26 protein-coding genes and 5 tRNA genes are annotated in these 25,441 nt (G+C 44.2%); 3 read left to right on the top strand and 28 right to left on the bottom strand.

Annotation, left to right across the window (positions count from 1 at the left end; genetic code table 11):
- Positions 1-121: 121 nt before the first annotated feature.
- The 26 genes from rplL to CDG61_RS16130 all read right to left on the bottom strand — a co-directional run bounded on the left by rplL (position 122) and on the right by CDG61_RS16130 (position 19,427).
- The gene (gene rplL, locus CDG61_RS16005) at positions 122-490 is read right to left on the bottom strand and encodes a 50S ribosomal protein L7/L12 (RefSeq protein WP_087512583.1); all 369 of its coding nucleotides are present in this window, start codon (positions 488-490) and stop codon (positions 122-124) included.
- Positions 491-541: 51 nt separating this feature from the next.
- Positions 542-1,048, bottom strand: a complete 507-nt coding sequence (gene rplJ / locus CDG61_RS16010) for a 50S ribosomal protein L10 (RefSeq protein WP_087512582.1) — start codon at positions 1,046-1,048, stop codon at positions 542-544.
- A 312-nt stretch (positions 1,049-1,360) separates the two neighbouring features.
- A complete protein-coding gene (gene rplA, locus CDG61_RS16015) occupies positions 1,361-2,056 on the bottom strand; it encodes a 50S ribosomal protein L1 (RefSeq protein WP_087512581.1) in 696 nt (231 codons plus the stop codon).
- 3 nt (positions 2,057-2,059) lie between these two features.
- On the bottom strand, positions 2,060-2,488 hold the full coding sequence (gene rplK, locus CDG61_RS16020) for a 50S ribosomal protein L11 (RefSeq protein ID WP_004868049.1): 429 nt from the start codon (positions 2,486-2,488) through the stop codon (positions 2,060-2,062).
- A 118-nt stretch (positions 2,489-2,606) separates the two neighbouring features.
- Positions 2,607-3,140 (bottom strand): transcription termination/antitermination protein NusG, encoded by a 534-nt coding sequence (gene nusG, locus CDG61_RS16025; RefSeq protein WP_087512580.1) that lies wholly within the window; start codon positions 3,138-3,140, stop codon positions 2,607-2,609.
- A gap of 7 nt (positions 3,141-3,147) precedes the next feature.
- Positions 3,148-3,588, bottom strand: coding sequence for a preprotein translocase subunit SecE (secE, locus tag CDG61_RS16030; protein WP_087512579.1), 441 nt, complete (start codon positions 3,586-3,588; stop codon positions 3,148-3,150).
- 72 nt (positions 3,589-3,660) lie between these two features.
- Positions 3,661-3,736, bottom strand: a tRNA-Trp gene (locus CDG61_RS16035).
- Between the two features lie 51 nt (positions 3,737-3,787).
- Entirely contained in the window at positions 3,788-4,978 is a 1,191-nt protein-coding gene (gene tuf, locus CDG61_RS16040) for an elongation factor Tu (RefSeq protein WP_118998476.1), read from the bottom strand.
- A gap of 146 nt (positions 4,979-5,124) precedes the next feature.
- Positions 5,125-5,199: transfer RNA gene (locus tag CDG61_RS16045), tRNA-Thr, on the bottom strand.
- Between the two features lie 14 nt (positions 5,200-5,213).
- A tRNA-Gly gene (locus CDG61_RS16050) sits at positions 5,214-5,289 on the bottom strand.
- 37 nt (positions 5,290-5,326) lie between these two features.
- A tRNA-Tyr gene (locus tag CDG61_RS16055) sits at positions 5,327-5,410 on the bottom strand.
- A 53-nt stretch (positions 5,411-5,463) separates the two neighbouring features.
- Positions 5,464-5,539, bottom strand: a tRNA-Thr gene (locus CDG61_RS16060).
- Positions 5,540-5,637: 98 nt separating this feature from the next.
- Positions 5,638-7,131, bottom strand: coding sequence for an anthranilate synthase component I (gene trpE, locus CDG61_RS16065; protein WP_087551490.1), 1,494 nt, complete (start codon positions 7,129-7,131; stop codon positions 5,638-5,640).
- A gap of 139 nt (positions 7,132-7,270) precedes the next feature.
- Positions 7,271-7,939: an HAD-IA family hydrolase gene (locus tag CDG61_RS16070; RefSeq protein WP_087551553.1), complete on the bottom strand. Its 669-nt coding sequence runs from the start codon at positions 7,937-7,939 to the stop codon at positions 7,271-7,273.
- Between the two features lie 79 nt (positions 7,940-8,018).
- Entirely contained in the window at positions 8,019-8,675 is a 657-nt protein-coding gene (locus tag CDG61_RS16075; protein ID WP_087551491.1) for an FHA domain-containing protein, read from the bottom strand.
- A 75-nt stretch (positions 8,676-8,750) separates the two neighbouring features.
- Positions 8,751-11,030: a type II secretion system secretin GspD gene (gene gspD / locus CDG61_RS16080; RefSeq protein ID WP_087551492.1), complete on the bottom strand. Its 2,280-nt coding sequence runs from the start codon at positions 11,028-11,030 to the stop codon at positions 8,751-8,753.
- Between the two features lie 42 nt (positions 11,031-11,072).
- On the bottom strand, positions 11,073-11,918 hold the full coding sequence (locus CDG61_RS16085) for a type II secretion system protein N (protein ID WP_087551493.1): 846 nt from the start codon (positions 11,916-11,918) through the stop codon (positions 11,073-11,075).
- Positions 11,915-12,661: a type II secretion system protein N gene (gspN, locus tag CDG61_RS16090; protein ID WP_087551494.1), complete on the bottom strand. Its 747-nt coding sequence runs from the start codon at positions 12,659-12,661 to the stop codon at positions 11,915-11,917. The genes CDG61_RS16085 and gspN overlap by 4 nt, the downstream gene beginning before the upstream one ends.
- Positions 12,662-12,824: 163 nt before the next feature.
- Positions 12,825-13,151: an H-NS family nucleoid-associated regulatory protein gene (locus CDG61_RS16095; RefSeq protein ID WP_087513602.1), complete on the bottom strand. Its 327-nt coding sequence runs from the start codon at positions 13,149-13,151 to the stop codon at positions 12,825-12,827.
- 157 nt (positions 13,152-13,308) lie between these two features.
- Positions 13,309-13,740, bottom strand: coding sequence for an acyl-CoA thioesterase (locus CDG61_RS16100; protein WP_087551554.1), 432 nt, complete (start codon positions 13,738-13,740; stop codon positions 13,309-13,311).
- 7 nt (positions 13,741-13,747) lie between these two features.
- Positions 13,748-14,941: a hypothetical protein gene (locus CDG61_RS16105; protein ID WP_087551495.1), complete on the bottom strand. Its 1,194-nt coding sequence runs from the start codon at positions 14,939-14,941 to the stop codon at positions 13,748-13,750.
- Between the two features lie 5 nt (positions 14,942-14,946).
- On the bottom strand, positions 14,947-15,783 hold the full coding sequence (locus tag CDG61_RS16110) for a hypothetical protein (RefSeq protein ID WP_087551496.1): 837 nt from the start codon (positions 15,781-15,783) through the stop codon (positions 14,947-14,949).
- Positions 15,780-16,568: a uroporphyrinogen-III synthase gene (locus tag CDG61_RS16115; protein WP_087551497.1), complete on the bottom strand. Its 789-nt coding sequence runs from the start codon at positions 16,566-16,568 to the stop codon at positions 15,780-15,782. Before CDG61_RS16115 ends, CDG61_RS16110 begins: the two co-directional genes overlap by 4 nt.
- Before the next feature lie 3 nt (positions 16,569-16,571).
- On the bottom strand, positions 16,572-17,489 hold the full coding sequence (hemC, locus tag CDG61_RS16120) for a hydroxymethylbilane synthase (RefSeq protein WP_087513598.1): 918 nt from the start codon (positions 17,487-17,489) through the stop codon (positions 16,572-16,574).
- A gap of 111 nt (positions 17,490-17,600) precedes the next feature.
- Positions 17,601-18,341 carry a LytR/AlgR family response regulator transcription factor gene (locus CDG61_RS16125; RefSeq protein WP_087551498.1) on the bottom strand — a complete coding sequence of 247 codons (741 nt, stop codon included), beginning with the start codon at positions 18,339-18,341 and terminating at the stop codon, positions 17,601-17,603.
- 48 nt (positions 18,342-18,389) lie between these two features.
- On the bottom strand, positions 18,390-19,427 hold the full coding sequence (locus tag CDG61_RS16130) for a sensor histidine kinase (protein WP_087551499.1): 1,038 nt from the start codon (positions 19,425-19,427) through the stop codon (positions 18,390-18,392).
- 107 nt (positions 19,428-19,534) lie between these two features.
- Between CDG61_RS16130 and argH the strand changes: the two genes are divergently transcribed.
- Together argH and CDG61_RS16140 are read left to right on the top strand one after the other, a co-directional pair.
- Positions 19,535-20,965: an argininosuccinate lyase gene (gene argH / locus CDG61_RS16135; protein WP_171405617.1), complete on the top strand. Its 1,431-nt coding sequence runs from the start codon at positions 19,535-19,537 to the stop codon at positions 20,963-20,965.
- A 41-nt stretch (positions 20,966-21,006) separates the two neighbouring features.
- Entirely contained in the window at positions 21,007-21,276 is a 270-nt protein-coding gene (locus CDG61_RS16140) for an oxidative damage protection protein (protein WP_087551501.1), read from the top strand.
- 641 nt (positions 21,277-21,917) lie between these two features.
- Here the strand turns inward: CDG61_RS16140 and phoU are convergent.
- Together phoU and CDG61_RS16150 are read right to left on the bottom strand one after the other, a co-directional pair.
- Positions 21,918-22,640 carry a phosphate signaling complex protein PhoU gene (gene phoU / locus CDG61_RS16145; RefSeq protein WP_087551502.1) on the bottom strand — a complete coding sequence of 241 codons (723 nt, stop codon included), beginning with the start codon at positions 22,638-22,640 and terminating at the stop codon, positions 21,918-21,920.
- A 100-nt stretch (positions 22,641-22,740) separates the two neighbouring features.
- Complete coding sequence (locus tag CDG61_RS16150; RefSeq protein ID WP_416240693.1) at positions 22,741-24,078, bottom strand: TolC family outer membrane protein; 1,338 nt, start codon at positions 24,076-24,078, stop codon at positions 22,741-22,743.
- Positions 24,079-24,407: 329 nt separating this feature from the next.
- Here CDG61_RS16150 and CDG61_RS16155 point away from each other — a divergent pair, with 329 nt between their 5' ends.
- Positions 24,408-25,385 carry a hypothetical protein gene (locus CDG61_RS16155; RefSeq protein ID WP_228199590.1) on the top strand — a complete coding sequence of 326 codons (978 nt, stop codon included), beginning with the start codon at positions 24,408-24,410 and terminating at the stop codon, positions 25,383-25,385.
- The last annotated feature ends 56 nt before the right edge of the window (positions 25,386-25,441 follow it).

The raw sequence follows: 25,441 nt of genomic DNA on the forward strand, positions 1-25,441 counted from the left end.
TGATTTTTTACGTCATACAAACAAAAATCGAGCCGATTATTGTAACGCAAAAAGGCTGATGACCCAAGAGCCATCAGCCATTTTGTGGAGCCGATTATAAAAAAATCGACTCCTTAAGCGATTACTTAAGTTTAACTTCAGCACCAGCTTCTTCAAGTTTTTTCTTAAGTTCTTCAGCTTCTTCTTTAGAAACGCCTTCTTTAACAGCTGAAGGAGCGCTTTCAACTAAATCTTTAGCTTCTTTTAAGCCAAGACCAGTAGCTTCACGAACTGCTTTAATTACAGCAACTTTGTTAGCACCGAAGCCAGCAAGTTCAACTGTGAATTCTGATTGCTCTTCAGCAGCAGCAGCAGCAGGACCTGCAGCAGCTACAGCTACAGCAGCAGCAGATACGTTGAATTTTTCTTCGAAAGCAGAGATCAGTTCAACAAGTTCAAGAACAGTTTTTTCAGCAACTGCGTTCAGGATTTCTTCGTTAGTTAAAGCCATGAGAATAACTCCAAATGGGTATAGAATGGTGGATAAAAAGTTTTGTTAAGCTTATGCAGCTTCTGACTCGTTTTTCTCTTTGAGCGCTGTAATAAGGCGACCCAGTTTCGAAATAGGAGCTTGAAGAACGTTGGCAAGCATAGTAAGCGCTTTTTCCTGGTTCGGAAGATTTGCGATAACGCTAATTTCAGCACCTTGATAAAGTTTGCCGTCAAATGCAGCAGCTTTAAGTTCAAATGCTTTGTTAGTTTTAGCGAATTCTTCGAACAGGCGTGCAGCTGCACCCATGTCGTCTTCAGAAGTCGAGAAAGCTAAAATTGTTGGACCAACAAGGTTGTCATTCAGGATAGTGAATTGAGTATCCTGAAGTGCACGTTTAGCCAGAGTATTACGTACAACACGTGTAGCAACACCAAGCTTACGAGCTTCAACACGAAGAGCAGTCAACTGCTCAACAGTTAAACCCTGATAGTCAGCAACAACGGCAGCAAACGCTTTAGAAGCAACTTCAGTTACTTCGGCAACGATCTGTTTTTTGTCTTCGATAAGAAGAGCCATTGAAAACCTCCTAAGGTGATTTATGTGTTCAAAGTGAACACACTCCCAATTCGCGAACTGCAAATACAGCTCACACGCGGAGGAGGAATAAATCACACCACCGCGTCTACTCAGACTGGATTTTTAAGAAGCGAGTCCGAAAACTCCCCTCGCCTGAGGTCTTTGACGCTGATAAATTTACATCTATCAATTCAAAGTTTGCCTGAGTCTGCAAAATACGACGGAGCGTTTCTTGCGCAGATTTCAAAGCAATGCTTTAAAACCTGCTCAGGGCTTTAAAATTCTTTCACTTTAAACAATTATTAAAAATAATTATTTAGAAACGCTTGCAACGTCAACAATCAGACCAGGACCCATAGTAGAGCTCAGAGTGATCTTTTTGATATAAACACCTTTAGAAGTTGCTGGTTTTAATTTTTTCAAATCAGCAATCAAAGTTTCAACGTTTGAACGAACAGCTTCAGCAGTAAAACCTACCTGACCGATCGCAGCGTGGATGATACCCGCTTTGTCTACACGGTAACGTGCCTGACCAGCTTTTGCATTTTTAACAGCAGTCGCTACGTCTGGAGTTACTGTACCCACTTTAGGGTTTGGCATTAAGCCACGTGGACCAAGGATCGTACCTAATTTACCCACAACACGCATCGCGTCTGGAGCAGCAATGACTACGTCAAAGTCAAGATTACCCGCCTGAATGCTCTCAGCAAGATCATCAAAACCTACAACGTCCGCGCCTTCAGCTTTAGCAGCTTCAGCAGCAGCACCCTGAGCAAACACAGCAACACGTACAGTTTTACCAGTACCTGCAGGAAGTGTAGTCGCGCCACGAACAACCTGATCAGATTTACGTGGATCAACACCAAGGTTTACAGCAATATCCAAAGACTCTTTGAATTTAGGAGCTGGAAGGCTCTCTAAAACTGCAACAGCTTCTTCAAGTGTATAAACTTTGTGTGCTTCAACAGCAGCAACAATCGCTTTTTGACGTTTAGTTAATTTAGCCATGTCTTAAAGCTCCACTTCCAAGCCCATAGAACGCGCAGAACCAGCAATGGTACGTACACGTGCGTCTAAATCAGCACCAGTTAAATCTGGTTCTTTAGTAGTCGCAATTTCTTCCAGTTGAGCACGGGTCAACTTACCAACTTTAGTTTTGTTTGGTACAGCAGAACCCTTTTGGATACCAGCCGCTTTCTTAAGAAGAATCGCAGCAGGTGGAGTTTTCATGATGAATGTGAACGACTTGTCGTTGTACACAGTGATCACGACTGGAATTGGAAGACCAGCTTCAACTTTTTGTGTAGCAGCATTGAATTCTTTACAGAATGCCATGATGTTAACACCACGTTGACCCAGTGCAGGACCAATCGGTGGAGATGGATTCGCTTTACCAGCTGGAACTTGCAGCTTGATATAGCCGTCAATCTTCTTAGCCATTTCAAATTACCTCTGGGTACAAACGCCTTTTACAGCTCCCCAAGTTTCTAAGTAACGATACCGTTACAACAACAATGCCCGATCCTCAACAGATCGGGCGCTTTCCAGCCAATACAGATTAAATGGCTTTTTCGACCTGGCGAAATTCCAGTTCAACCTGCGTTGGGCGGTTAAATACATTGATCGTCAGCGTTAAACGTGACTTCTCATACTGAACTTCTTCCACCACACCTTTAAAGTCTGTGAATGGACCGTCAATAACAAGTAATTCTTCACCCGGCTCGAACATCGTCTTAGGACGAGGTGCTTCGCCTTTATTGTGTACACGTGCAAGAATCGCGTCTGCTTCTTTCTGCGTAATCGGTGCAGGTTTTTCAGCCGTACCACCAATGAAACCCAATACTTTTGGACATTCTTTAACAATGTGCCAGGTTTCATCATTCATTTCCATTTCCACCAGGACATAACCTGGGAAAAATTTACGCTCAGACTTACGTTTCTTACCATCCTTCATTTCCACTACTTCTTCAGTAGGGACAAGGACTTCACCAAAGCTATCGGCAACAGCGCTACGCTGGATTCGATCATTAAGCGAACGCATCACTTGCTTTTCATAACCTGAATAGGCATGAATAATGTACCAACGTTTCATAGCTCTTTTACCCGATAATAAACTTCATCAACCAACCAAGTACGTAATCAAAACACCACAGAACAATGGATGCAATAACTACAACTGCAAGAACCTGCCACGATGTCGTTACAGTCTCCTGCTTTGTTGGCCATGTGACACGACGCAACTCAATTCGCGCATCTTTCAGCAAACGAACAAAGCCTTTGCCTTGATGGGTGGCGTATAATAAACCTAAAGCCACTACGATACAAGCCAAAATTACCCCAACACGCACCCAAACATCATTTGCAGGCGCCCAATAGGCTGGCAAATGTTGATTCGTCATCATGGCACCAACCAACAGAATCAGTGCAACAATCCATAGAACCACATCAAGTGGTGAGCCAGAATTAACAACTTCAGCAGAATTATTTCTTTGAGGGATTGGCGCGTCGCTTAATGCGTCACGCGATTTATCATTCGACATTTTTGTACTCGTCGTAGAATTCGCGACTTATTATATGACAATTTAGCCAGCATCAAGCATTTTTTTGAAAGCTGGCAGGTCAGGAGGGACTCGAACCCCCAACATTCGGTTTTGGAGACCGACGCTCTACCAATTGAACTACTGACCTGCAGTATAAACTGGAAACCGAAGTTTCCAGCTTAGAAACTTAACTTTTATATTATGCAGTTACTTTCGCAACAACACCAGCACCAACTGTACGACCACCTTCACGGATCGCAAAACGCAGACCTGGGTCCATTGCGATTGGGTGGATCAGTTCTACTGACATTTCAACGTTGTCACCTGGCATAACCATTTCAACGCCTTCTTTAAGTGCAATCGCACCAGTTACGTCAGTTGTACGGAAGTAGAACTGTGGACGGTAACCGTTAAGGAATGGAGTGTGACGACCACCTTCTTCTTTAGAAAGTACATATACTTCCGCATCGAATTTAGTGTGTGGCTTGATTGTACCTGGTTTAGCAAGTACCTGACCACGCTGAACATCTTCACGTTTAGTACCACGAAGAAGAACACCACAGTTCTCGCCCGCACGACCTTCGTCAAGAAGTTTACGGAACATTTCAACGCCAGTTACAGTTGTTTTAACTGTATCTTTGATACCAACGATTTCGATTTCTTCGCCGACTTTAACGATACCAGACTCAACACGGCCAGTTACTACTGTACCACGACCTGAGATAGAGAATACATCTTCGATTGGCATAAGGAATGCTTTATCAATAGCACGCTCTGGCTCTGGGATATAAGTATCAAGCGCTTCAACAAGAGCAAGAACAGCTGGAACGCCGTACTGGTTGTCTTCACCGTTAAGTGCAGAAAGAGCTGAACCACGGATAACTGGAGTGTCATCGCCTGGGAAGTCATAAGTAGAAAGAAGTTCACGAACTTCCATTTCTACTAATTCAAGTAATTCTTCGTCATCAACAAGGTCACACTTGTTAAGGAATACAAGAATATAAGGTACACCAACCTGACGTGAAAGCAGGATGTGTTCACGAGTCTGTGGCATTGGACCATCAGTCGCAGCACATACAAGAATCGCACCATCCATCTGAGCAGCACCAGTGATCATGTTTTTAACATAATCGGCGTGACCTGGACAGTCAACGTGCGCATAGTGACGGATTGGAGAATCGTATTCTACGTGTGAAGTATTAATTGTAATACCACGTGCTTTTTCTTCAGGTGCAGAGTCAATTGCAGCGTAGTCTTTCGCTTCGCCACCAAAAGTCTTAGCACATACAGTTGCAATCGCAGCTGTTAAAGTTGTTTTACCATGGTCAACGTGACCGATTGTGCCCACGTTAACGTGCGGCTTATTACGTTCAAACTTAGCCTTAGCCATAATAATCATCCTCGTATACGTCGAACACGGTCTTAAACAACTCTGTATCGACATCACATCCAGAAAAACCGGATACCTGATACTTGAAAAGCAGACTAATAAGCCTGCTTTCTGAAATTTTGTGAACTAGTCACTAAACTGTAATCTGGAGCTCTTATCGAGATTTGAACTCGAGACCTCTCCCTTACCAAGGGAGTGCTCTACCACTGAGCTATAAGAGCAAAATCATCTTCGATGGAGCGGGAGACGAGGGTCGAACTCGCGACATGTAGCTTGGAAGGCTACCGCTCTACCAACTGAGCTACTCCCGCTTAATGTTGGTAATTACCACTTATCGAAGTGAAGTAATGGTGGTGAGAGAAGGATTCGAACCTTCGAAACTTTCGTGGCAGAGTTACAGTCTGCTCCCTTTGACCGCTCGGGAATCTCACCATTTACACTTACTTTCAGTGTTGCTCTTTTAACGATCGCTTAAAACCTTAAGATGGTGCCGGCACACGGATTCGAACTGTGGACCTACTGATTACAAGTCAGTTGCTCTACCAACTGAGCTATGCCGGCGCTTCTTAGTGTTTCGTACGTTTCGTATCGGAACGGTGTGCAGTTTAGCAAAACTCAGAATCCTTGCAAGTGTTTTTTTTAAAAAAACTGTCAAAAACTCATAAAATCAAACCATTTGATGATAATTCAACCGCTTTGATCACTGCACGAGCTTTTATCTGGGTTTCATTCCACTCAGATTCTGGATTTGAGTCTGCAACAAGCCCTGCTCCTGCCTGTACATAGACCTTATTTTCACGAATCACACAGGTTCTGATTGCAATCGACATGTCCATTTCACCATGCCAGCCTAAATAACCAACAGCCCCACCAAAAATTCCACGTTTTACAGGCTCAACTTCGTCAATAATTTCCATTGCACGGATTTTTGGTGCGCCAGAAAGTGTTCCTGCAGGGAATGTTGCTTTAAAAACATCCAAAGCATCAACATCATCACGCACTTCACCCTGTACATTGGACACAATATGCATGACATGCGAATAACGCTCGATCACCATTTGATCAGTGACTTGCACTTTACCGATTTTAGAGATGCGCCCCACATCATTTCGACCTAAGTCAATCAGCATTAAATGCTCTGCAATTTCTTTTTCATCAGAAAGCAGATCTTTTTCGAGCGCTAAATCTTCCTCTTTGGTTTTACCACGTGGGCGAGTACCCGCAAGTGGGCGCACAGTCGCAATACCATTTTCAAGACGGGAAAGAATTTCAGGTGATGACCCCACGATGTGGAATGGCTTTTGATCAGAGATCGTCTGCCCTTGCACAAGGAATAAATAAGGCGAAGGATTGAGATGACGCAAGGCACGATAAACCTGCAAAGGCTCACCATCAAAGTTCGACACCATACGATGCCCTGGAACCACCTGCATCACATCCCCTGCACGGATGTATTCTTTGACGGTTTCAATTGAAGCCAGATAGTTTTCTTTGCCTGTTAAGGACTCAAAATGTGGTGCTGTATGTTTCTTTGCCACCAGGCTGATCGGTGTCGCAAGTAAAGCCTCTATCTGATCCAGCTGCTGCTGGGCTTTTACATAAGCCTCGCTGTCTGTGGTATCTGCATGTACGATCAGAAACAGGGTATCTTTTAAATTATCAAAAACAATAACGGTTTTAGACAGCATCATCCATAAGTCAGGCAGTCCAACCGGATCGGCTTCAGGCACATTTTTTAAACGTGGTTCGATATAACGTACAGAATCATAGCCAAAATACCCAACCAGACCACCTGTAAAGCTTGGTAGTGCAGGAAGATCCTGCTGGGTTGGTACTTTAAACTGCGCCAGAAAGTCACGAATGAACTGAAATGGGTCACTACAATCCTGTGTTTCAATCTTCCCACCTGGTGCCTGAATGGTGAGTTGTCCTGCATTACAGGAAAATACGGTAGATTCACCCAGTCCGATGATGGAATAACGCGCCCAGTTTTCCCCACCTTCGACCGATTCAAATAAATAAGCCTGTTGATGTTCTTTCAAACGTGCAAATACAGATAATGGAGTATCTGTATCTGCCAGACGCTGGCGATAGACTGGAATTAAGTTATAACCAGCAGATTTTAATTGTTCAAATTGCGCTAAAGTTGTCATGAGGAATTCTCTCTATTTTCGATATTACCAAGTTGGAATGCGATACTTCTAACTTAGTGACGCCATCGAAAAGCACTTTTGCTGTTCATTCCTCTTCCTTTCTTTACAACTTGTTTAAAAGCCCAATTCAACATTATTTTTAAGCCAGAAGCTCGGTTAAATTATCAACCACTTGCTGAGGCTGGCAAAGATGGATATCTTCACCATGATTATAACCATAGCTGACCACAATACAATCAACCTCTGCACGGCGCGCAGCTTCGACATCATTACTTGAATCACCCACCATCAGGGTTTTTTCTTTGCTGCTCTGATAATGCTCCACACAGTAGTTCAGCTGAACTGGATCAGGTTTCCGCTTTTCAAAACGGTCACCACCAATCACATCCACAAAGTAATGATCCATATTTAAATCCACAAGGATTTGTCTTGCAGGTTGCTCTGGCTTATTGGTCACACAGATCAGCTTTTTATTGTTTTGAATACCCCAGTCCAAAAACTCGAGAATACCTGCAAATGGTAGTGTATCTACGCAAGGTTCAGCATTATAAATCTCTAAAAAGGTATCCAGCAGCTGTTGATGTAATGCAGGATCAACCTCACCTTTTAAATATTTTAATGTGCTTTCGCAAAATAGTGATGTTCCTTTGCCAATCCAGACACGAACCTGTTGTTCAGTCACCAAAGGCAAATCCAGACGTGCCAGACTCAGATTCATGGCTCGGTACAGATCAAAAGCTGAATCGACCAGCGTTCCATCCAGATCAAATAAAATCAGTTCCCGTTGATCAAGTTTTGCAATATCCATTGATTTCATCCGCAGCAGTAAAAACCAAAAATAAAAAAGGGCATGCGATTGCATGCCCCGAGTGTATCGCATTCGGCACTTATTTGAAGAACAGCCAGGCAATAATTGCAAGAATAATCAAAGCCACGATCGTCATCAGTCCAACAGATGCATTTTTCTGTTGTTCTTTTTCCTGCTCAACCCTGGATTCAACCTGTTCCACTTCCACCTGAGCAGGCTGCTCTGAAACAGCATGAATATCCACACCTTCTGGAATAGGGGCAGGTTTAGGCACTGAAATATTCTGTGGCATGCCATCACGGCTCAACTGAACACCAGCATCACGCTCTTTCAGATCAGGCATTCCCTGATCATTCATTTGCTGTGCTGCCGACTTTGGCGCTTCCGCTTCTTCTTCCACACCTGACAATGGCAATTCAGGCTCTACGGGATCAATCAGATCTTCTACGGCATGAAGCACAGAAAATTTAATACTGGCAAACTGTAAGGTATCACCATCCTTCAGACTGACTTCCTGATCAATCCGTAGATCATTGACATAAGTCCCGTTAGAAGAATTCAGATCCTGCACCCAGAGTTCCTGATCCTTTAACAGTAATGCTGCATGTTTACGGGAAACCTCTCCAGATTGCAGCATAAGGTCTGCTTCCTGATGACGACCGACCAGCATATCCTGTTCAATACTGATTTCCTGCCCCGTAGCATCACCAGTGAGTGCCTGTATTTTCCAAGTCATGAATAATTTCTCAGTTTCAGTTTTTCATCATAATAACATGTCATTTAAAGCATGCTTCAGCATTCACTGCCTACATTAAGAACCCGAACGTAATGTTGTGGTTGTCACTGTATTACGGGTTTTCTGTACATCCTGCTTAGGCACTACAACCTGACGCTGAACTGCAGGCTCTATAGCCACAGGTGTGGTCACAGCTCCCTGTGCTGACGGTTGTGCCCCCCCTGAAGGTACTTTACTGTAATCCCGCACTGCCGGAACCGATGGTGTGACCGGTATGCGCTGCTGATAAACATCTTCTAAATTTTCAGGCAGTTTGGCAAAACTCCCATCTCTGTCCATAGCCAGCTGCAGACTGTAAAGCTGACTGTATCTCTGCTGAGAAATCTTACGGACATCCGCGCTGTCACCTACAATCGTCGGATGAATAAAGACCAGCAGATTGCGCTTTTCATTTGACTTTGAATCTGAACGGAACAGACGACCAATCCCAGGAATTGCTCCCAGACCAGGAACTGCCTGACGGCTGTACATCGAGTTATCTGAAATCAGACCGCCCAGTACAATGGTCTGCCCATGTTCTGCCAGGATGGAAGTTTTAATCGCACGTTTACTGGTGACAAGATCCTGTGCATCCCCTTTATCCTGTACCGCTGAAACTTCCTGTTCAACCTCAAGACGAACCGAACCACCTTCACCAATATGCGGTACAACTTTTAAAGTCACACCGACATCCTTACGCTCCACAGAAGTATAAGGATTGACTGTGCCGCCAGAACCCGTACTGACCGAACCTGTAATGAACGGTACGTTCTGACCGACCACAATGTATGCCTCTTCATTATCCATGGTCACAATGGATGGCGTGGACAGCAGATTGGATTTGGTATTTTTCTTCAATGCCTGAATCAGTGCGCCATACAGCCTGCGCGACCCATCCTTGCCTTCTTTATAGTCCCCCAGAATCAGTGATGATCCGCTCATGCCCGCAGCTGCTTTACCCAGTCCTGCTGCTCCACCGGTCAGATAACCACCCGCCAGCCCCGCAAGGCTTGAACCGACATTATCAAAACTGATCAGTCCTACACCACTGCTTAAATCACCCAGCGCCCACTGCACACCGAGCTGATCAGCATCATTACCTTCAACTTCTATAATTGCAGCTTCAATCAGTACCTGCTGACGACGGGTATCCAGCTGCTGGACAGCCGATTCAATTTCACGCATCAGCTGAGGATCAGCCTTGACCACCAGTGCATTCTGAGAACTGTCCGCAATAATACTGATTCCGTTCCCACTGAAACTGCTGATGCTGTTCTGACTGGAACTGGAGGAATTACCGCCCAGACTGATTCCAGGTGTGTTAATACCCGTAGAGCCAGTATTTTGGCTATTAGAACTGTTACTGTTATTGCCATTTATCAGGCTGTTGACTGAGTTGTTGTTCGTGGACGATGAACTGTCATTTTTAGAAGAAGAAACTGCCTGCCCTGTCACCAGCCCCTGTAAAATTTCAGCCAGATTTTTTGCACTGGCATATTTCAGACGGAATACTTTCAGACCACCAAGACGGTCTGCTGCTGGCACATCCAACATTTCAACGGTCTGACGGATCCGTTTACGTGATGCAGGATCACCCTTGATCAGAATACGGTTGGTTCTACTGTCAGCAATAATACGAACTCTTGAGCCTTTGGGATCTTTTGAAGCACCGGTCGAACTCATGGAATCCAGCAGAGCAATGATTTCTTCAGCCTGACTGGACTGCAAAGTCACAGACTCAATATCATTCTGTCCCGTTCCATCCAGATTACGGATAATGGTTTCCAGCTGATAAATATTACTGGCCCGGTCAGACACAATCAGTGCATTGGTTCCTGCCACCGCAGACATATGCGCAAACTGAGGCATCAGAGGGCGCAGAGCGGGAATCAGATCATTGGGATTGGTGTTTTCAAGCCAGATGACGCGGGTCACTATCTGATCGCCTGTTGCACGGTTGCGTGCATCGTAAGGAATCCCTGAGCTTTTGACATTACTGTCCGGCACCAGCCTGATGGTGTTGCCTGAAGGAATCGCCACCACACCATTTACATTCAGAACCCCAAGAAACAGGTCATAGACTTCACTTTTATTCAGCGGTTTATTGGAAATGACGGTTACATTGCCACGCACCCGTGGATCAACGGCAAAGTTTTTACCCGTAATATCTGCCACTTCATTAATAAATGCAGTTAAGTCCGCATCACGCAGATTAATTTTCCAGGTCTGTGCATACGTTGCAGTGCTCAGCATTGCAACCAGCGGTGCGCCTGCCAGTAATGCCCAAAGTGGACGCTCATGATTCAATAAAGCCATAACCTGTTGTGTTTCCTAACCCATTAGGTGATTACGCATCACTTAAAAATCCTGTTGTATGGTCATCACCTGATCACCACGTTTTACTTCGAGTTTTACCTGTCCTTCACGGCGTGCCTGTTCAAGCAGCTGCGCATCCGACTGTCCCTGCCCCACGGTCTGTCCATTCAGAGACATAATTTTATCACCTGGTTGCAGACCCAGTTTGGAACGCAGTGCAGCCGGTGTTCTTGACGTCACTTCATAACCGCTGCCACCTGATGCATTGACACCCATATCACGCAGATACTGTTCCCGGTCTTCCTGCATTTTCTGTACTGCCTGACCTACAGCATTCTGCTCACTGGTCTGTGAGGGTGGCTGATAAGACTGAGCCGGTGCAGAAGCTGCAGGCGCTACCGAAGGCTGAACAATGGGCTGATTCAGACCATTTTCAATCCCCTTGAAACGAAGCTCCCTGGTTGCACCACTGCTGTTTCTTAAAACCACATGATCCCAGTACACTTCCGCCAGCTGATAAGAGGTCGTATCAATGCTTTCACCCACCCGGTATCTTTCAGCGGTTTCATTGAGCTTTATCACAGCCGAAGAAAACTGACTCGGATAACCGACCACAACACCCTGCAGCAATAAATTCAGATTGTCATCTGCCGCTGTACGACCCGCTTCCTGAAACAGAGAAAATGAAGAAATACTGGGAATCTGAGGCTGCTGAGATCCCAGCTCGACACGTTCAATCTGCATCACCTGTGGAGGTGCAATCAGCAACCAGAACAGGGAAGCCAGTTTCCAGCACAACAACAGCACCAGAACCACCAGCACCGCTGGCGCAACCCGATCAACCTGCTTCAGGTTCAACTGTTGCAGCTTTTCCATAAAACCGGTCATTGAATACCTCCCCGAAGTAATGGCTGACGGGTACTGATCACATAGGTATCCAGCCCTGCCTTACCATTATAAGAAGCAATATTCATTAAAAACCGCTGGGTCAGCTGTACATCCGTCATCATTTCCTGATCCAGTGTGAGATTGACCATTTTCTGGTCCCGCTGATCCCGTATATCAAAAATCAGTTTATTGTTATCTTCTGTCAGTGCACCTTTTAAGGATGGAACATTCATCTGTTCCTGACGCTGAGCATAGGTATAAATCAACTCTCCACCACCCCAGAGCAGTTGCCCATCAGCCTGTGAAAAACCCTGACCTTTTTTAAAATTAAAGCTGAGATCCTTTAACTGAACCGGATTTGTCGGCCATTGCCAGTCCGCCAGTGTTTTTAAAGTTTCTGCGGCAATCTGCCCCGTCATGGACTTGATGATCAGTTTTTTTCCAACACCATAAGCCACAGTAGCCTGAAGCTGTGTATTGCCACTATGCACTTCAACATCAGCACCTGCCCGCAGTAAAATCAGATCCAGGGGACGGGTTTTCCAGGCGAGCGTGCCTTTCAGCTGCCCTCTCTGCCAGTCTGCCTGCCCCTGCCAGATATTGCCACTGACATTCTGTAAAGTCTGATTGTTTTTGTAAAATCTGGAAATCAGCCATGCTGCCGGTATCTGCAGCAACACAAAAATTAAAAATGCGATGATGGCAAAAATCCACCATTTTAAAAATCGGGGTTTACTTATCATCCCACCATAACCAGTAATCTATTATTTTCCTGAACAGACTTTCATTGTCGTTTGTCATCATTATGCATACTTTTTTTACAACGCCAATGCAGGATAGAAAAAAACCAGGCATAAAAGCCTGGTTTCAGCAATCCAAGTCATCAAAATGACAGTTCCATGAAACTTAGATCAGAAAATCTTCAAGTTTTGCACCTTTTTCAAGTTCAGCAACCAACCAGCGTGGCTGTTTACCGCGACCTGTCCAGGTTTCAGATGGATTGCTTTTACTTCTGTAGCGTGGCTCTACAGATTTGCGTGTGCCTTTTTTACGTTTGCTTGAACCGTACTCAAGAATCTGTTCGATACTTAGACCAACTTTATCTGCAATATCAAGAATCTGATTATAAGCATCTTCTACAGCCTGATCTTTTTTAGATGCAATTAATGCCTCTGCTTCAACCTGTAAACGCTTTAACTCTTCAACTGATAAATTACTGATGTCTGGCATCATAATTACTCCAAATAAAATATTTATAGTTTATTTAATTAAACATCCACATAATATTTTTATTCACAATATTATTCAATATGTATTTTAACTTAATAACAATACCGAAACATAAAATCAAATCCTATATCATTATAGGGAATTATAATCGGTTCCTGCCTCAGTTAATAATATGTCCCACCCGACTTTCCATCTCTGTCACATTGTGACGTATATTTTCAGGTATGGCTGTCTTTCTGCCATTTTCACGATCAACACAGACCACCACAGCATCCCCTGTCGCAACAACTGCCTGCTGAGCTTCACTCCACAGCACATAGACCATACGGACAGCACTGTTGCGCATTTCTTCAATACGGGTACCGATCTTTAAGGTGTCTGGATAAAATACCGGTTGTAAATACCTGCACTGACTTGAAGCAACAACCGTATTTACATTTTCCTGAAAAATATTCAACTCATCGAAATAAGCAATACGCGCACTTTCAATATAGCGATAATACATCACATTATTGACATGACCAAAAGCATCCATATCGCCCCATGCGACCTTCTGCTCATATACCACGGGATATTCTGACAGTTCTGACATAAGCATCCTAAATTTTAATTTCCATAAAACCTGCGTTATTTTCAAAAATTGAATTTAACTGTTTAATTAACTGGTCATTATCTTTAAAACCAGACTTAATCCTTAAATAATTCATTAATACATGATCGGGATATAATACCAGCAACTGTTCTGCTTCTTCCGTCCGACCTGTCGCATTGAGCACATGCCATTTTGCAAAACTCAGTACAGGTAATGACGGATATTTTTCTTCCCAGTACATAATCTTCTGTTCTACCTGAATATAATCAGGATTTTGCTTTAACAGCTGCTGCTGAAACCATAAATAAAACACATCCTGATCAAACTGCTGATCCAGCAGATGCAGTGCAAGTGCTTCATGCTGCTCACTCATTTCAGGCAGCCTCGAAAGAACCTTTAACCACAGTGTTTTAATTTCAGAGTTGCGCAGATATACCTGATCACCCAGTGCTTCATAACGCTGCTTCAAATCCTGAAGGTTTTCCACAGTCGCCTGATCAAAATGCTGTAACAGCTGTTCAAGCCATGCCTGTTTATGAGCTGCATCAAGATGCCCGTAACGGGTCGATCTCAGATATCCCCAGGGAAAACAGAAAGCAAATTTACCCCAAAGCTCATTCAGTTTAATTTCGTAAGCATTTCTGACATTTTTCAGCCAGGGCGAAAGCTCATGCTGAGTGAGGAATTCAAGATGAGTCAGTGCTTTTTCTTCATCGTTCTGTGCCAGATAAATTTCAATACGCTGAATTTCTGCAAGTTCAAAGGCTGAAGCACTGACTGTATTTAAGGCTTCAAGTGCCTGAGGAAACTGCTGTTGCATCCAGTAGAGACGTGAATCAATCACCCCTTTCAGCAGACCCGACTGTGCAAATACATTCTGAACAAAATCCTGCTGATCATTTGATGCCTCAAGCAACCAGATCACACCCAGCTGCTCGTAGGGATGCAGGTTTTTAAAATCAAATACCGTTTCAATTTTTCGCTTTTCCCGACTGAGATAGCGTTTAACCCCAAGCCAGATAAGCTGAATACAGAAACTGAACAGCGCCAGAAAAACAAACAGAACCCAGGCATTGGTCTGCACCTGCGTTTCACGCCAGTGAATATACACATAGCCTGCCCCATAGCCATAGCTGAATACACTTAATAAAGCGACGATCAGCAGAATGACAAAAACGTGAGCAAATATAATCTGTTTCATAATATTTACCCCAGCAGCGCCCTGGTGCTTAAATCAGGAACAGCAATCACTGTCTCAGTTCGGATACTGTTCAGCTGCTTTTCAAGCAATCGAGTCTGTTGATCAGGCAACTGCTTCAGCAGTGCCCCAACAGCATTTAGCTCAAACTGGTACTCCGTATACTGACCGTTTGCGAGGAGCTGTCTTGCAAGCAATAAACGCAACTGGGCTTCCTTAAGCACAATCTGTCTGTTCAGCAGCAGAGCTGATGGTGCTTCTGCTGATTCGATGGTCAGCCACTTCTGCCAGAAATGACCTGAGTCCTGCGCTGCAGGTTCCGGTTGCTGTTTTGCAGCAGCAACCAGCTGCGCATCTATCTGCTGTAACAGCTTAGCTGTCCGCTCACTCTGCTCTGACCGTGCTTTGATAAACTGGAGAATAACCGCTCTGTCTTTCTGCAAGGACTGCTTCAGGCTCAATCTAAGCGCAGGTGCTATCAGATACTGATCCAGAGCACTGTCAAGCGCAGTTAACCGGTCCAGTGCCATCGGGTACTTCTGTTGCTGAAGGGCAAACGCTACAAAATCCAGCTGCTGTTTAATCAACACAGCAGGATTAATGGCTGTTTCAGGAAGTTCAGCATCTGCTGTATTTTTTTGTGGGATTTCTTCATGTCCCTTTTGCTCATCGGGCTGACGCTGCAGTGCCGCCAGCTGATCATTCAATACTGCGTTGCTTTTTTCTGCCTGATGCAGCTCTGACTGCAGTTCAGTCTGTTGAGATGAAATCTGCATAACACTGTAACTCAGCCAGGACATCCACCCCAGACCGACCAACAGTAAGAATATGAGCAACTTTTTCATTTATTTCCCTGCACAGAGGCAATCTGCCGAAGTATTGTGCCTGATTTTAAATCAGTTAATTGTGACAGTTTTATTTTTTGTTGATGTTCCTGCTGATAACGGAACAACAGTCCGTACAAACGTTCACCCAGCACAAAACAGTGACATTTCTGCAGCAGATGCTCCTGCCCCTGAAGCAGTTCAAGCCAGTTCAGCCAGCTGGCTTCACTGCTGATCAGCACATAAGGTTCAGTTGAAACTGACAGCAGCTGAATCAAAGCTTCACGCTTATGCAGTGTTTCTTCTGGGCATCTGCGTGTATAAAGCAGAAAGTTCAGGATTTTCATGCCTGCTTCATGCAGACTTTCCATCATGAACTGACGTCCACCTTCACCCCGCCAGAAAGCAATCACACTGCCTGGCTGAAGTTGTTGCAGCACATCCAGTTTCAGCATTCCTTCTGAGGTTTCAACTTCAGGTGCTGTACTTTCAATTCCATACTCAAGCAAAGTCTGGGCTGTCTTTACCCCCACAGCAATCCACTGAATATGCTGTAACTGCTCAGGGCTTCTACCTGTAAATTTCAGCCCCTGCATTCCAAAATGTACTGCCGACGGACTGACTGCCACAATAACCTGAGCACGCTCTATCTGTTCATAGAGATCTTTCAGAGTCTCTGACCATCCTGTCTGAATCAGTTCCAATAAAGGAAGCTCAAATACCTGAACACCTTCACGGTGTAATGCCTGATTCAGTGGATCAGCCCGATCGGCAGGCCTTGTATTGATAAACAGTGCTGAATTCATAAATTAATGCAGGGCTTTCAGCAGCTCACCAGCCCCCAGAGCCAGTAACTGTTTTGCAAGTGCAATGCCTGTTTCTTCCGCCTGTTCAGGCTGACCGGACTGTTCAGCTTTCAGCAGTGTTAATCCATCAAGACTGCCTACACGACCTTCCATATGAACCTCACCCTGGCGCAGTGTTGCAAAACCTGCAATCGGAACCTGACAGCCACCCTCAAGATAAGCATTGAACGCACGTTCAGCACGGACACAGACATTGGTTTCATCGTGCATGAGAGGTAAAATCAGATTCAGTACATCTGTATCACCCTCACGGCATTCAAGCCCCAGTGCGCCCTGCCCAACAGCCGGCAGACTCAGTTCAGGATCAAGGGTATGACGGATACGCTCAGACAGCTCAAGACGTTTCAGTCCTGCACTTGCCAGAATAATGGCATCGTACTGACCATCATCGAGCTTGGACAGACGTGTTCCAACATTACCGCGTAAATCAATAATGTTCAGGTCTGGACGGCTTTTTAAAATCTGACATTTGCGGCGCAGACTGGACGTACCGACACGGGCACCCTGCGGTAAGTCTGCAAAACTTGCATAGGTATTGGAAACAAAAGCATCCAGTGGATCTTCACGCTCACAGATGACCGCCAGGCTCAGCCCTTCAGGCAACTGCATCGGAACATCCTTCATGGAGTGGACTGCAAGATCAGCACGACCATCCATCAGTGCAGCTTCAAGTTCTTTTACAAAAAGCCCTTTTCCACCAATTTTTGCCAGCGGCGTATCCAGAATTTTATCGCCCTGAGTCACAAAAGTGACGAGTTCAACTGTTAAATCCGCATACATATTTTCAAGGCGTGCACGGATGTGTTCCGCCTGCCATAGAGCAAGTGGACTTTGACGGGTTGCGATCTTCAGGGTTTTCATAGTATCTGCTGATAAGAATAATTTATGACTTATTCTAAACTTAACCTGATCGCGATAAAAAGCAAGCCTATTTATTTTTTGTTGTTGAAACTCACACAGATATTCTCTGTATCAAAGTTTCTGAATCCTCTCCCTGAGACCAGGTAAATGCCTGCGGCTGACAGCAAGACGCTCATCCAGCTCCCGACAGCGAACCTGATACTGCCCTGAACTGACCACTTCCAGTCCATCCAGAAAGTGAATGGAAACCAGCGCATTTCGATGAATGCGGATAAACTGATCCCCAAACTCCGTTTCAAGGTCTTTTAATGTTTCATCAATCAGTACACTGCCATTTTTATGGCGGACTGTGACATATTTTTGATCTGCCAGAAAATAATAAATATTTTCTACAGGCACCAGCTCTACACCACGATATGTTTTCGCAGCAATCTGGTGACGTTTTACATTGAGTTCATCCATAATTTCTTTTTGTTTTAAATTGCTCATCTGTGCCTGAGTCAGTTTGGTTAAATGGTCTAAAACCTTTTGCAGTTCCTGTTGCATTACCGGTTTCAGCAGATATCCGTCTGCATGCGATCTGAACGCTTCAAGCGCATGATCATCATAAGCGGTACAAAACACAATGGCTGGCATTGGGTCAAGCTGGCGCAGTTCCTGTGCACAACTCAATCCATCCATTCCTGGCATTTGAATATCCAGTAAGACGACATCCGGCAGATACTGTTCGGCAAGCTCCAGCGCCTGTAAACCATGTGTAGCAGTCGCCACAACATTGTGTCCAAGCTGAATGACCAGACGTGATAATCGCTCAATTGCGAGGATTTCATCATCACAGATCAGGATGTCCATATCTCCTCCTTTTCAGTCTGTCAGTTATTTTTATAGGCTGACTGTCATTTATTTATAACGGTATTGAACAACCGTGGTAAACATACCATCCCCAGCATAGGTCTGAAAAACAACACTCTGACCATAATATGCTTCAAGCCGTTGCTTCACATTTTTAACAGCAAGACCATGTCCCTGTCGTGGATTTATTTTATCGTGAATATACGGGTTAGTAATGACGATATTGACTTGATTTTGCAATATTTCGATCAATATGCTTATCGTACTCTTCGTCAGAATTTTTTCAACTCCATGAAAAATACTATTTTCAAGTAAGGGCTGTAAAGTCAATAAAGGTATCTGCACTCTGGAAAATGCAGTTTCATTCACCAGTTTCCATTCCACATGCAGTCGGTCTCCCAGCCGGATCTGCTCAATATCAAGATAACGCTGACACAGATCCACTTCATCGCGGACACTGACCAGCTTAAGCTCCTGCAGGCTTGCCCTGAACAGACGTGACAGATTTAACAGCATCTGCTCTGCTTTATCAGGATCAATCGCAATCAGGCTGATGACATTATTCAGACTGTTGAACAGAAAATGCGGATGTATTCTTGCCTGCATTGCCTGAATACGCGCATTCAGTTCACTGTTCTGCTGCTGCATCCATTGTTCACGGATAAAAAGATAGCGAAAACAGAATGCTCCAAGCAACATACCATAACTTAAATGTAAAACCACACCATGAAACAGAATACCCGCACTCAATCCATTCAGGGTGAAGAACTGCCCAAAATAAATCAGTACATTCATACTGAGGGTGGTCACAAAAATAATGCCCTGAAGTAACAGAAAACCAATCAGCAGTGTTTTACTCAGACTGTACTGACTGATTTTTTTCTCAAGCAGTCCAATAAAAGCCGTAAATGAAAGCAGTATCCAGTTGATATACAGCATATGCAGAATCAGCCGTACAGGGTCAAGCGCCTGCCATGACTGAGCTTCTGCCAGTGCCAGCAGCATACTTAAAATATTGCCTGCAATGAACAGCTCCAGATAATGCTGAGACTGACCTACACGGGTAAAAAAATATGAATGGCGCAGATTATTCTCCTACTGAACAGAAGATTGATGAACTTGAACTTCGGCAACAGCAAACGAATTTGTTATACTCTTTTTCAAATTACTGCTTTTAATTTTATTGAGCCGACATGACCACATCTTCTAATTCCTCAAATCCGTCACAAGCCCAGACTTCTGGCATGTGGGGCGGTCGTTTCTCTGAAGCAACTGATGCCTTTGTTGCTGAATTTACAGCATCTGTTCAATTTGACCAACGCTTTTATAAACAGGATATTGCAGGCTCTATTGCACACGCAACCATGCTGGCTAAAGTTGGCGTTCTGACTGAACAGGAACGTGACGACATTATCAATGGTCTGAACACGATTAAAGCTGAAATTGAAGCAGGCAACTTCGAGTGGCGCATCGACTTAGAAGATGTACACATGAATATCGAATCACGCCTCACTCAGCGTATCGGCATTACAGGTAAAAAACTACATACTGGTCGTAGCCGTAATGACCAGGTGGCAACGGACATCCGTTTATATGTACGTGATGAAATTGATGCCATCTTACAGTTATTAAAAAAACTGCAAAAAGGTATCCTGGGTCTTGCTGCAAAAAATACCAATACCATCATGCCAGGTTTCACCCATTTACAGACTGCACAGCCTGTGACTTTTGGTCACCACTTAATGGCTTGGTTTGAAATGCTGGTGCGTGACTCTGAACGTCTGATCGACTGTCGTAAACGTGTCAACCGCTTACCACTGGGTTCTGCTGCACTGGCTGGGACAACTTACCCAATCGAACGTGCGTATACAGCTGAGCTTTTAGGTTTTGAAGCAGTGTGTGAAAACTCGTTAGATGCTGTTTCTGACCGTGACTTCGGGATTGAGTTTAATGCTGCTGCATCTTTGATCATGATGCATTTGTCACGTATGTCAGAAGAAATGATTCTATGGACATCTGCACAGTTTAAATTTGTGAATATTCCTGATCGTTTCTGTACTGGTTCTTCGATCATGCCACAGAAGAAAAACCCAGATGTTCCTGAGTTGATCCGTGGTAAAACAGGTCGTGTCTATGGTGATCTAATGAGTCTGTTAACGCTCATGAAAGGTCAGCCTTTGGCGTACAACAAAGACAACCAGGAAGACAAAGAACCTTTATTTGATGCAATTGACACTGTTCGTGGTTCACTGATGGCATTTGCAGACATGATTCCTGCATTGGTTCCAAATATTGAAATCATGCGTGAAGCGGCTCTTCGTGGCTTCTCTACAGCGACAGATTTAGCTGATTATCTTGTTAAAAATGGCGTTGCGTTCCGTGATGCACACGAAATCGTGGGTAAAGCGGTTGCATTGGGTGTTGCTGAAGGCAAAGATCTGTCAGAACTTACACTTGAGCAATTGCAACAGTTCTCTGATCTGATCCAGGCCGATGTATTTGAAAAAGCACTCACTTTAGAAGCTTCAGTGAATGCACGTAACCACATCGGTGGTACTGCACCTTCACAGGTTGAAGCTGCAATTGAACGTGCTTATACACGCTTAGAGAAACTTTACGCTTAATTTTTTTAAGTTTAATTTTAGACTAAATTTGGAGTATTGATATGTCTCGACAAGTCCTTTGCCGTAAATATCAAAAAGAGCTGGACGGTTTAGACTTTGCACCATTCCCTGGTGCAAAGGGTCAGGAATTATTTGACACGGTATCTAAACAAGCCTGGCAGGAATGGCTCAAACACCAGACTACGCTGATCAATGAAAAGCGTTTAAACGTGTTTGAACCGGATGCGAAAAAGTTTCTTGAAGAACAGCGTGAAAAATTCTTCAACAATGATGACTCACTGGAAAAAGCCGAGGGGCTGAAGCCTGAGTGAGGATCAGTGGAGCAGCGCTCCACCCGAACGCAAGACGAAAAGCTACGCTTCGAGTGTATTTAGAAGTAACGCTTTCTTTTTACGCAAGACAAACATCGAAGATGTGCGTAGGCTTTAATTGAAAAGAATCTCCATACATCTGGAGATTCTTTTTTGCCTTATTTTTCTGCAAGACAAGCGAAGTACGTAGTTTCTGATTTAGCAATAAATCTAAAAAATGCTCCGCCCTTGCTCAAAAAGACAAAAATCAAAGATGCTCACAGGCTTTAATTGAAAAGAATCTCCATACATCTGGGGATTCTTTTTTTATTATCTGCACAGAACACTTTTGCCCTGAAAATAAGGTCATCAGCCTGAATTTTCTTTTATTACAATCAATTGATTAAATATTATCCAATATGTAAAGACGCGATACATTAGTACATAAAAGGCAACATTAGCTCACAATAAGCATCATGAAACTTCAGAGTCATCTCTCTATACTGATTTTAACGGCAATGTTCTGCATTGCTGATAAAAGAGATAAATACCCCGATTTAAATCCTGGATTTCCCCCAAAATTCAGGATTTTTTTTGTCTTTAGAAAAGCAAAAAAAAGACATCATATTTATGATGTCTTTCAAAGCAGGGTTCAGTTCGTGTCAGCGTTCCTGAACCTTTTCCTCAATTTCTTCCATACTGGTATGACGCACATCCAGCCCTTTCACCATATAAATAACCTGCTCTGCAATATTACGTGCGTGATCACCAATCCGTTCAAGTGAACGCAACACCCACATCACATTAATGACACGGGAGATATGGCGCGGATCTTCGATCATATAGGTCATCAGTGTCCGTGTCGCAGACTGATATTCACGGTCAATATCTGCATCTGCAAGCAATACATGTAAAGCCTGATCGACATCAAGACGGGCAAAAGCATCCAGCGCATCATGAATCATGACACGCACCTGATTGCCGATATGACGGGTTTCCATGTAACCGCGAGGAGATTCTCCCTCTTCACACAAAGCCTGAGCAATACGGGCAATTTTGGAAGCTTCATCGCCAATACGTTCCAGGTCGGTATTGGCTTTACTCATGGCAATTACCATACGCAAATCAATCGCGGCAGGATGACGGCGTGCAAGAATCAGCGTCAGCGCTTCATCAATTTCAAGCTCATAACGGTTAACGGTATTGTCCTGAAACTGAACATCCATCGCCATATTAGCATCGGTGTCCAGTAATGCATGAATCGCATTGGCAACCTGCTGTTCCACCAGACCGCCCATGGTCATGAACTTCGTGTTCACAGCCTGAAGATCTTCATTAAACTGAGAAGAAATATGGTGGCTCAGCACTGGATTATTAAAACTCAAGGCACATACTCCTCAGCAAAAAAAGACAGAATTTTCCAGGCAATATTAAATCACAGTTATTGTGAAGCTTTTATGACAATGCAACGGTTCAACGACTGACTTATATTGTCTTTTCGACAAGCCAGGCATTCATTTCCTGTAAATCCTGTTCAGTCAGCTGCCCCACTGCGGCTTTAAGTTTCAGAACATTCAACAGATAATCGAAACGTGCATTTAAAAAATCCTGCCGTGCAGAAAATGCATTTCTCTGTGCCAGCAGCACATCCACCATGGTTTTCAGTCCTTCCCGATACTGAGCCCTGGACGCCTGAGCAACCGTTTCAGATGAATCCTGCGCCGCTTTTCTTGCCATCAGCCTGGACTGATCTGTTTCGACCTGTAAATAGGCTTTTTTCACATCTGTACTGGCTTTGCGGATGGCAGCATCCAGCTGTGCTTCATATTTTTTTAAATCCACATCGGCTTTGCGGATGGATTTCTGGGTTTTACCCCCCGAAAAGACATTCCAGCTCACCTCAACACCCACCTGATCAAACTGTCCATTCTGAGAGATGACATTTTCAGGGGTCTGTTTTGCATAACCGTAAGTTGCTACTGCTTCGACCTGCGGATAAAGCGCTGCCTGCTCAACCCGCTTGCCATCTTCAGCATAGGTCCGCTGTAAACGTGCCTGCTGAATATTCAGATTATGACTCAGCGCCATCTGGCTCCATTCATCCAGCCGTTCAGGTACCGGTTTCTGAAACTGAAAATCATCTCTGAGCACTGCCAGACTTTCCTGATATGAACCGGTCAACTGAGCTAACTGCTCCTGTGCCAGCATCAGCTGAACATGGGTAGCAATACGGTTTGCACGCGCACTCTGATACTGCGCATTTGCTTCACTGACATCACTTTTTGCAACCAGCCCTTCTCTTAACCGGGCATTCATCATATTCAGCTGCTCCTGCAACGCCTTTTCTTCCTGTACATTGGAAGCCGTCAGAGCCTGCTGTCTCAGCACATCAAAATATGCCTGCGCAACACTTAAAATATGTTCCTGCTGTTGAAGTTTCAGATTCACTTCACTCAGACTCAGTGAGGTTTTCACCTGCTTCAGTCCTTCCCAGGCATCCCAGCGGAATAATGGCTGTCTCGCAGTCAGTGCGATCTGGCGTGCCGTGGAAGCAGAAGAAACCAGTGCATCTGCCGGAATTCCCTCAATCGGGTCTGTGTTCTGATCCTGATTTTTTCGGGTGACATTTCCCGACAAAGTGACCGTAGGCAGCAGATTCCCTTTTGCAATACCAAGATTCAGCTGATCTGCTTCATACTGCAACAGATTGGCCTGCCAGGATGGATCGGTATTTTTTGCCCGCTGATACGCTTCAACCAGATCCAGTGCATAGCTGAATGAAGACAGTGAAAGTATGCTGACACTAAGTAAAATCTTTTTCATTTTTATTGAGCGTTCCATCCCGCCATGACCATGTTCAATCATCTCTCATTATTTTAATCATTTACCCAGTTCTGCTGAAGAATGATCTCTGTTTTCCATTACTTCACTCTATGACTGTTTTTATCATACTGTCTTCATATCGACCTGAAAATACATATTATGGAAAAGCACTCAGGCTGTAACGAAAGCCGTTCACAACACTATACAATTCTATAATCATATTCAGCGGTGGAATACGCGAAAATAGCCCCTGTTTTCTGTATGAACTGTTTAGCAACTGAATGACTGTCCACTTTTCTTTTCTGCCCCTTTCTTTTTTACTGGCCACCATGCTTGTCCTGACAGGCTGTGATAAGTCAGAACATCGACCTGTCCAGGAGCAGAAACAAAGCCACCAGGAAATTTCAGATGCGGTGGATTTGACCCAGCTGTGTAAAAACATTCACAAGGAAATGAACGATATCAATGCGCAACGTACCACACTTGCGCTGGAACAGATCAACCAGGATCTGAAAGTCTGCCTGCCTCTGGTGCAGCCGGATGAACAGCTCGCTCTGTTAAAACTGTCCACCCAGATGTACCGTAATTTTTTAACTGTTGAACGGACACCTCAGCAGGCAAAAGCTTTTCATCAGTATGCTTTTGATATGGCACAACACCCAACCATTCAACAGAGTCATTTTGAACAGTTTACGCTACGGGATCAGTATCTGCTGAAACATCAGGGACAGGCTTATATTGAACTGTTTGATGCAGGTGCTGACAGTCTGATTTACCGTCGCAGTCCGCAGTACCTCGCGATTATTTTTGCACCCTATATGCCTGAAGCAGAAAAAGTCTTTATTGAACACCTGGCACAGCAGAACATGCAGCAGACCTTACGTGACGGTGCATTGGTTATTTCAGCTCAGGAAGTGACTGAGCGAGCACTTTTCTGGGAGGGTTATGTCAGGGATTATCCTAAAAGCCGTTATATTCAGGATGCCCGATACTTACAGAAAATTTATGCCATTTTCCTGTTTAAAGGCACACCAAAGACTTCAGTATCTGAAAATTATCGTGATAAAAGCTCAGTTACTCCTGATAACCTGGCGGAAATTGAAGCACTGACACAATTAAAAAACTCAGCACTGGCGGATCAGGCAAGAAAATTCATCCAGTTCATTCAGATGTCTGATACCGACCGAAGACAGCTTCCTGCCGCTGCCAGCCCTTCAGTCCAACTGACTCAGTATCTGCAACTCAATACTGAAGTCCTTAAAGATAAACGTGACTGTTTCAGTGATGCAGTCTGTCTTCCATCATAAATACAGCTGAACTTTCTGGCTGATGTTTTTAGCTGGATTGCATGTTACTATTCAAC

Source organism: Acinetobacter sp. WCHAc010052, from assembly GCF_002165295.2.
In the GTDB taxonomy this organism is placed as follows: domain Bacteria; phylum Pseudomonadota; class Gammaproteobacteria; order Pseudomonadales; family Moraxellaceae; genus Acinetobacter; species Acinetobacter chinensis.

Excerpts from the sequence above, each read along its gene's own strand:
- rplL (WP_087512583.1), bottom strand. The coding sequence starts at position 490 with ATGGCTTTAACTAACGAAGAAATCCTGAACGCAGTTGCTGAAAAAACT.
- rplJ (WP_087512582.1), bottom strand. The coding sequence starts at position 1,048 with ATGGCTCTTCTTATCGAAGACAAAAAACAGATCGTTGCCGAAGTAACT.
- rplA (WP_087512581.1), bottom strand. The coding sequence starts at position 2,056 with ATGGCTAAATTAACTAAACGTCAAAAAGCGATTGTTGCTGCTGTTGAA.
- rplK (WP_004868049.1), bottom strand. The coding sequence starts at position 2,488 with ATGGCTAAGAAGATTGACGGCTATATCAAGCTGCAAGTTCCAGCTGGT.
- nusG (WP_087512580.1), bottom strand. The coding sequence starts at position 3,140 with ATGAAACGTTGGTACATTATTCATGCCTATTCAGGTTATGAAAAGCAA.
- secE (WP_087512579.1), bottom strand. The coding sequence starts at position 3,588 with ATGTCGAATGATAAATCGCGTGACGCATTAAGCGACGCGCCAATCCCT.
- tuf (WP_118998476.1), bottom strand. The coding sequence starts at position 4,978 with ATGGCTAAGGCTAAGTTTGAACGTAATAAGCCGCACGTTAACGTGGGC.
- trpE (WP_087551490.1), bottom strand. The coding sequence starts at position 7,131 with ATGACAACTTTAGCGCAATTTGAACAATTAAAATCTGCTGGTTATAAC.
- CDG61_RS16070 (WP_087551553.1), bottom strand. The coding sequence starts at position 7,939 with ATGGATATTGCAAAACTTGATCAACGGGAACTGATTTTATTTGATCTG.
- CDG61_RS16075 (WP_087551491.1), bottom strand. The coding sequence starts at position 8,675 with ATGACTTGGAAAATACAGGCACTCACTGGTGATGCTACGGGGCAGGAA.
- gspD (WP_087551492.1), bottom strand. The coding sequence starts at position 11,030 with ATGGCTTTATTGAATCATGAGCGTCCACTTTGGGCATTACTGGCAGGC.
- CDG61_RS16085 (WP_087551493.1), bottom strand. The coding sequence starts at position 11,918 with ATGACCGGTTTTATGGAAAAGCTGCAACAGTTGAACCTGAAGCAGGTT.
- gspN (WP_087551494.1), bottom strand. The coding sequence starts at position 12,661 with ATGATAAGTAAACCCCGATTTTTAAAATGGTGGATTTTTGCCATCATC.
- CDG61_RS16095 (WP_087513602.1), bottom strand. The coding sequence starts at position 13,151 with ATGATGCCAGACATCAGTAATTTATCAGTTGAAGAGTTAAAGCGTTTA.
- CDG61_RS16100 (WP_087551554.1), bottom strand. The coding sequence starts at position 13,740 with ATGTCAGAACTGTCAGAATATCCCGTGGTATATGAGCAGAAGGTCGCA.
- CDG61_RS16105 (WP_087551495.1), bottom strand. The coding sequence starts at position 14,941 with ATGAAACAGATTATATTTGCTCACGTTTTTGTCATTCTGCTGATCGTC.
- CDG61_RS16110 (WP_087551496.1), bottom strand. The coding sequence starts at position 15,783 with ATGAAAAAGTTGCTCATATTCTTACTGTTGGTCGGTCTGGGGTGGATG.
- CDG61_RS16115 (WP_087551497.1), bottom strand. The coding sequence starts at position 16,568 with ATGAATTCAGCACTGTTTATCAATACAAGGCCTGCCGATCGGGCTGAT.
- hemC (WP_087513598.1), bottom strand. The coding sequence starts at position 17,489 with ATGAAAACCCTGAAGATCGCAACCCGTCAAAGTCCACTTGCTCTATGG.
- CDG61_RS16125 (WP_087551498.1), bottom strand. The coding sequence starts at position 18,341 with ATGGACATCCTGATCTGTGATGATGAAATCCTCGCAATTGAGCGATTA.
- argH (WP_171405617.1), top strand. The coding sequence starts at position 19,535 with ATGACCACATCTTCTAATTCCTCAAATCCGTCACAAGCCCAGACTTCT.
- CDG61_RS16140 (WP_087551501.1), top strand. The coding sequence starts at position 21,007 with ATGTCTCGACAAGTCCTTTGCCGTAAATATCAAAAAGAGCTGGACGGT.
- CDG61_RS16150 (WP_416240693.1), bottom strand. The coding sequence starts at position 24,078 with ATGAAAAAGATTTTACTTAGTGTCAGCATACTTTCACTGTCTTCATTC.
- CDG61_RS16155 (WP_228199590.1), top strand. The coding sequence starts at position 24,408 with ATGCTTGTCCTGACAGGCTGTGATAAGTCAGAACATCGACCTGTCCAG.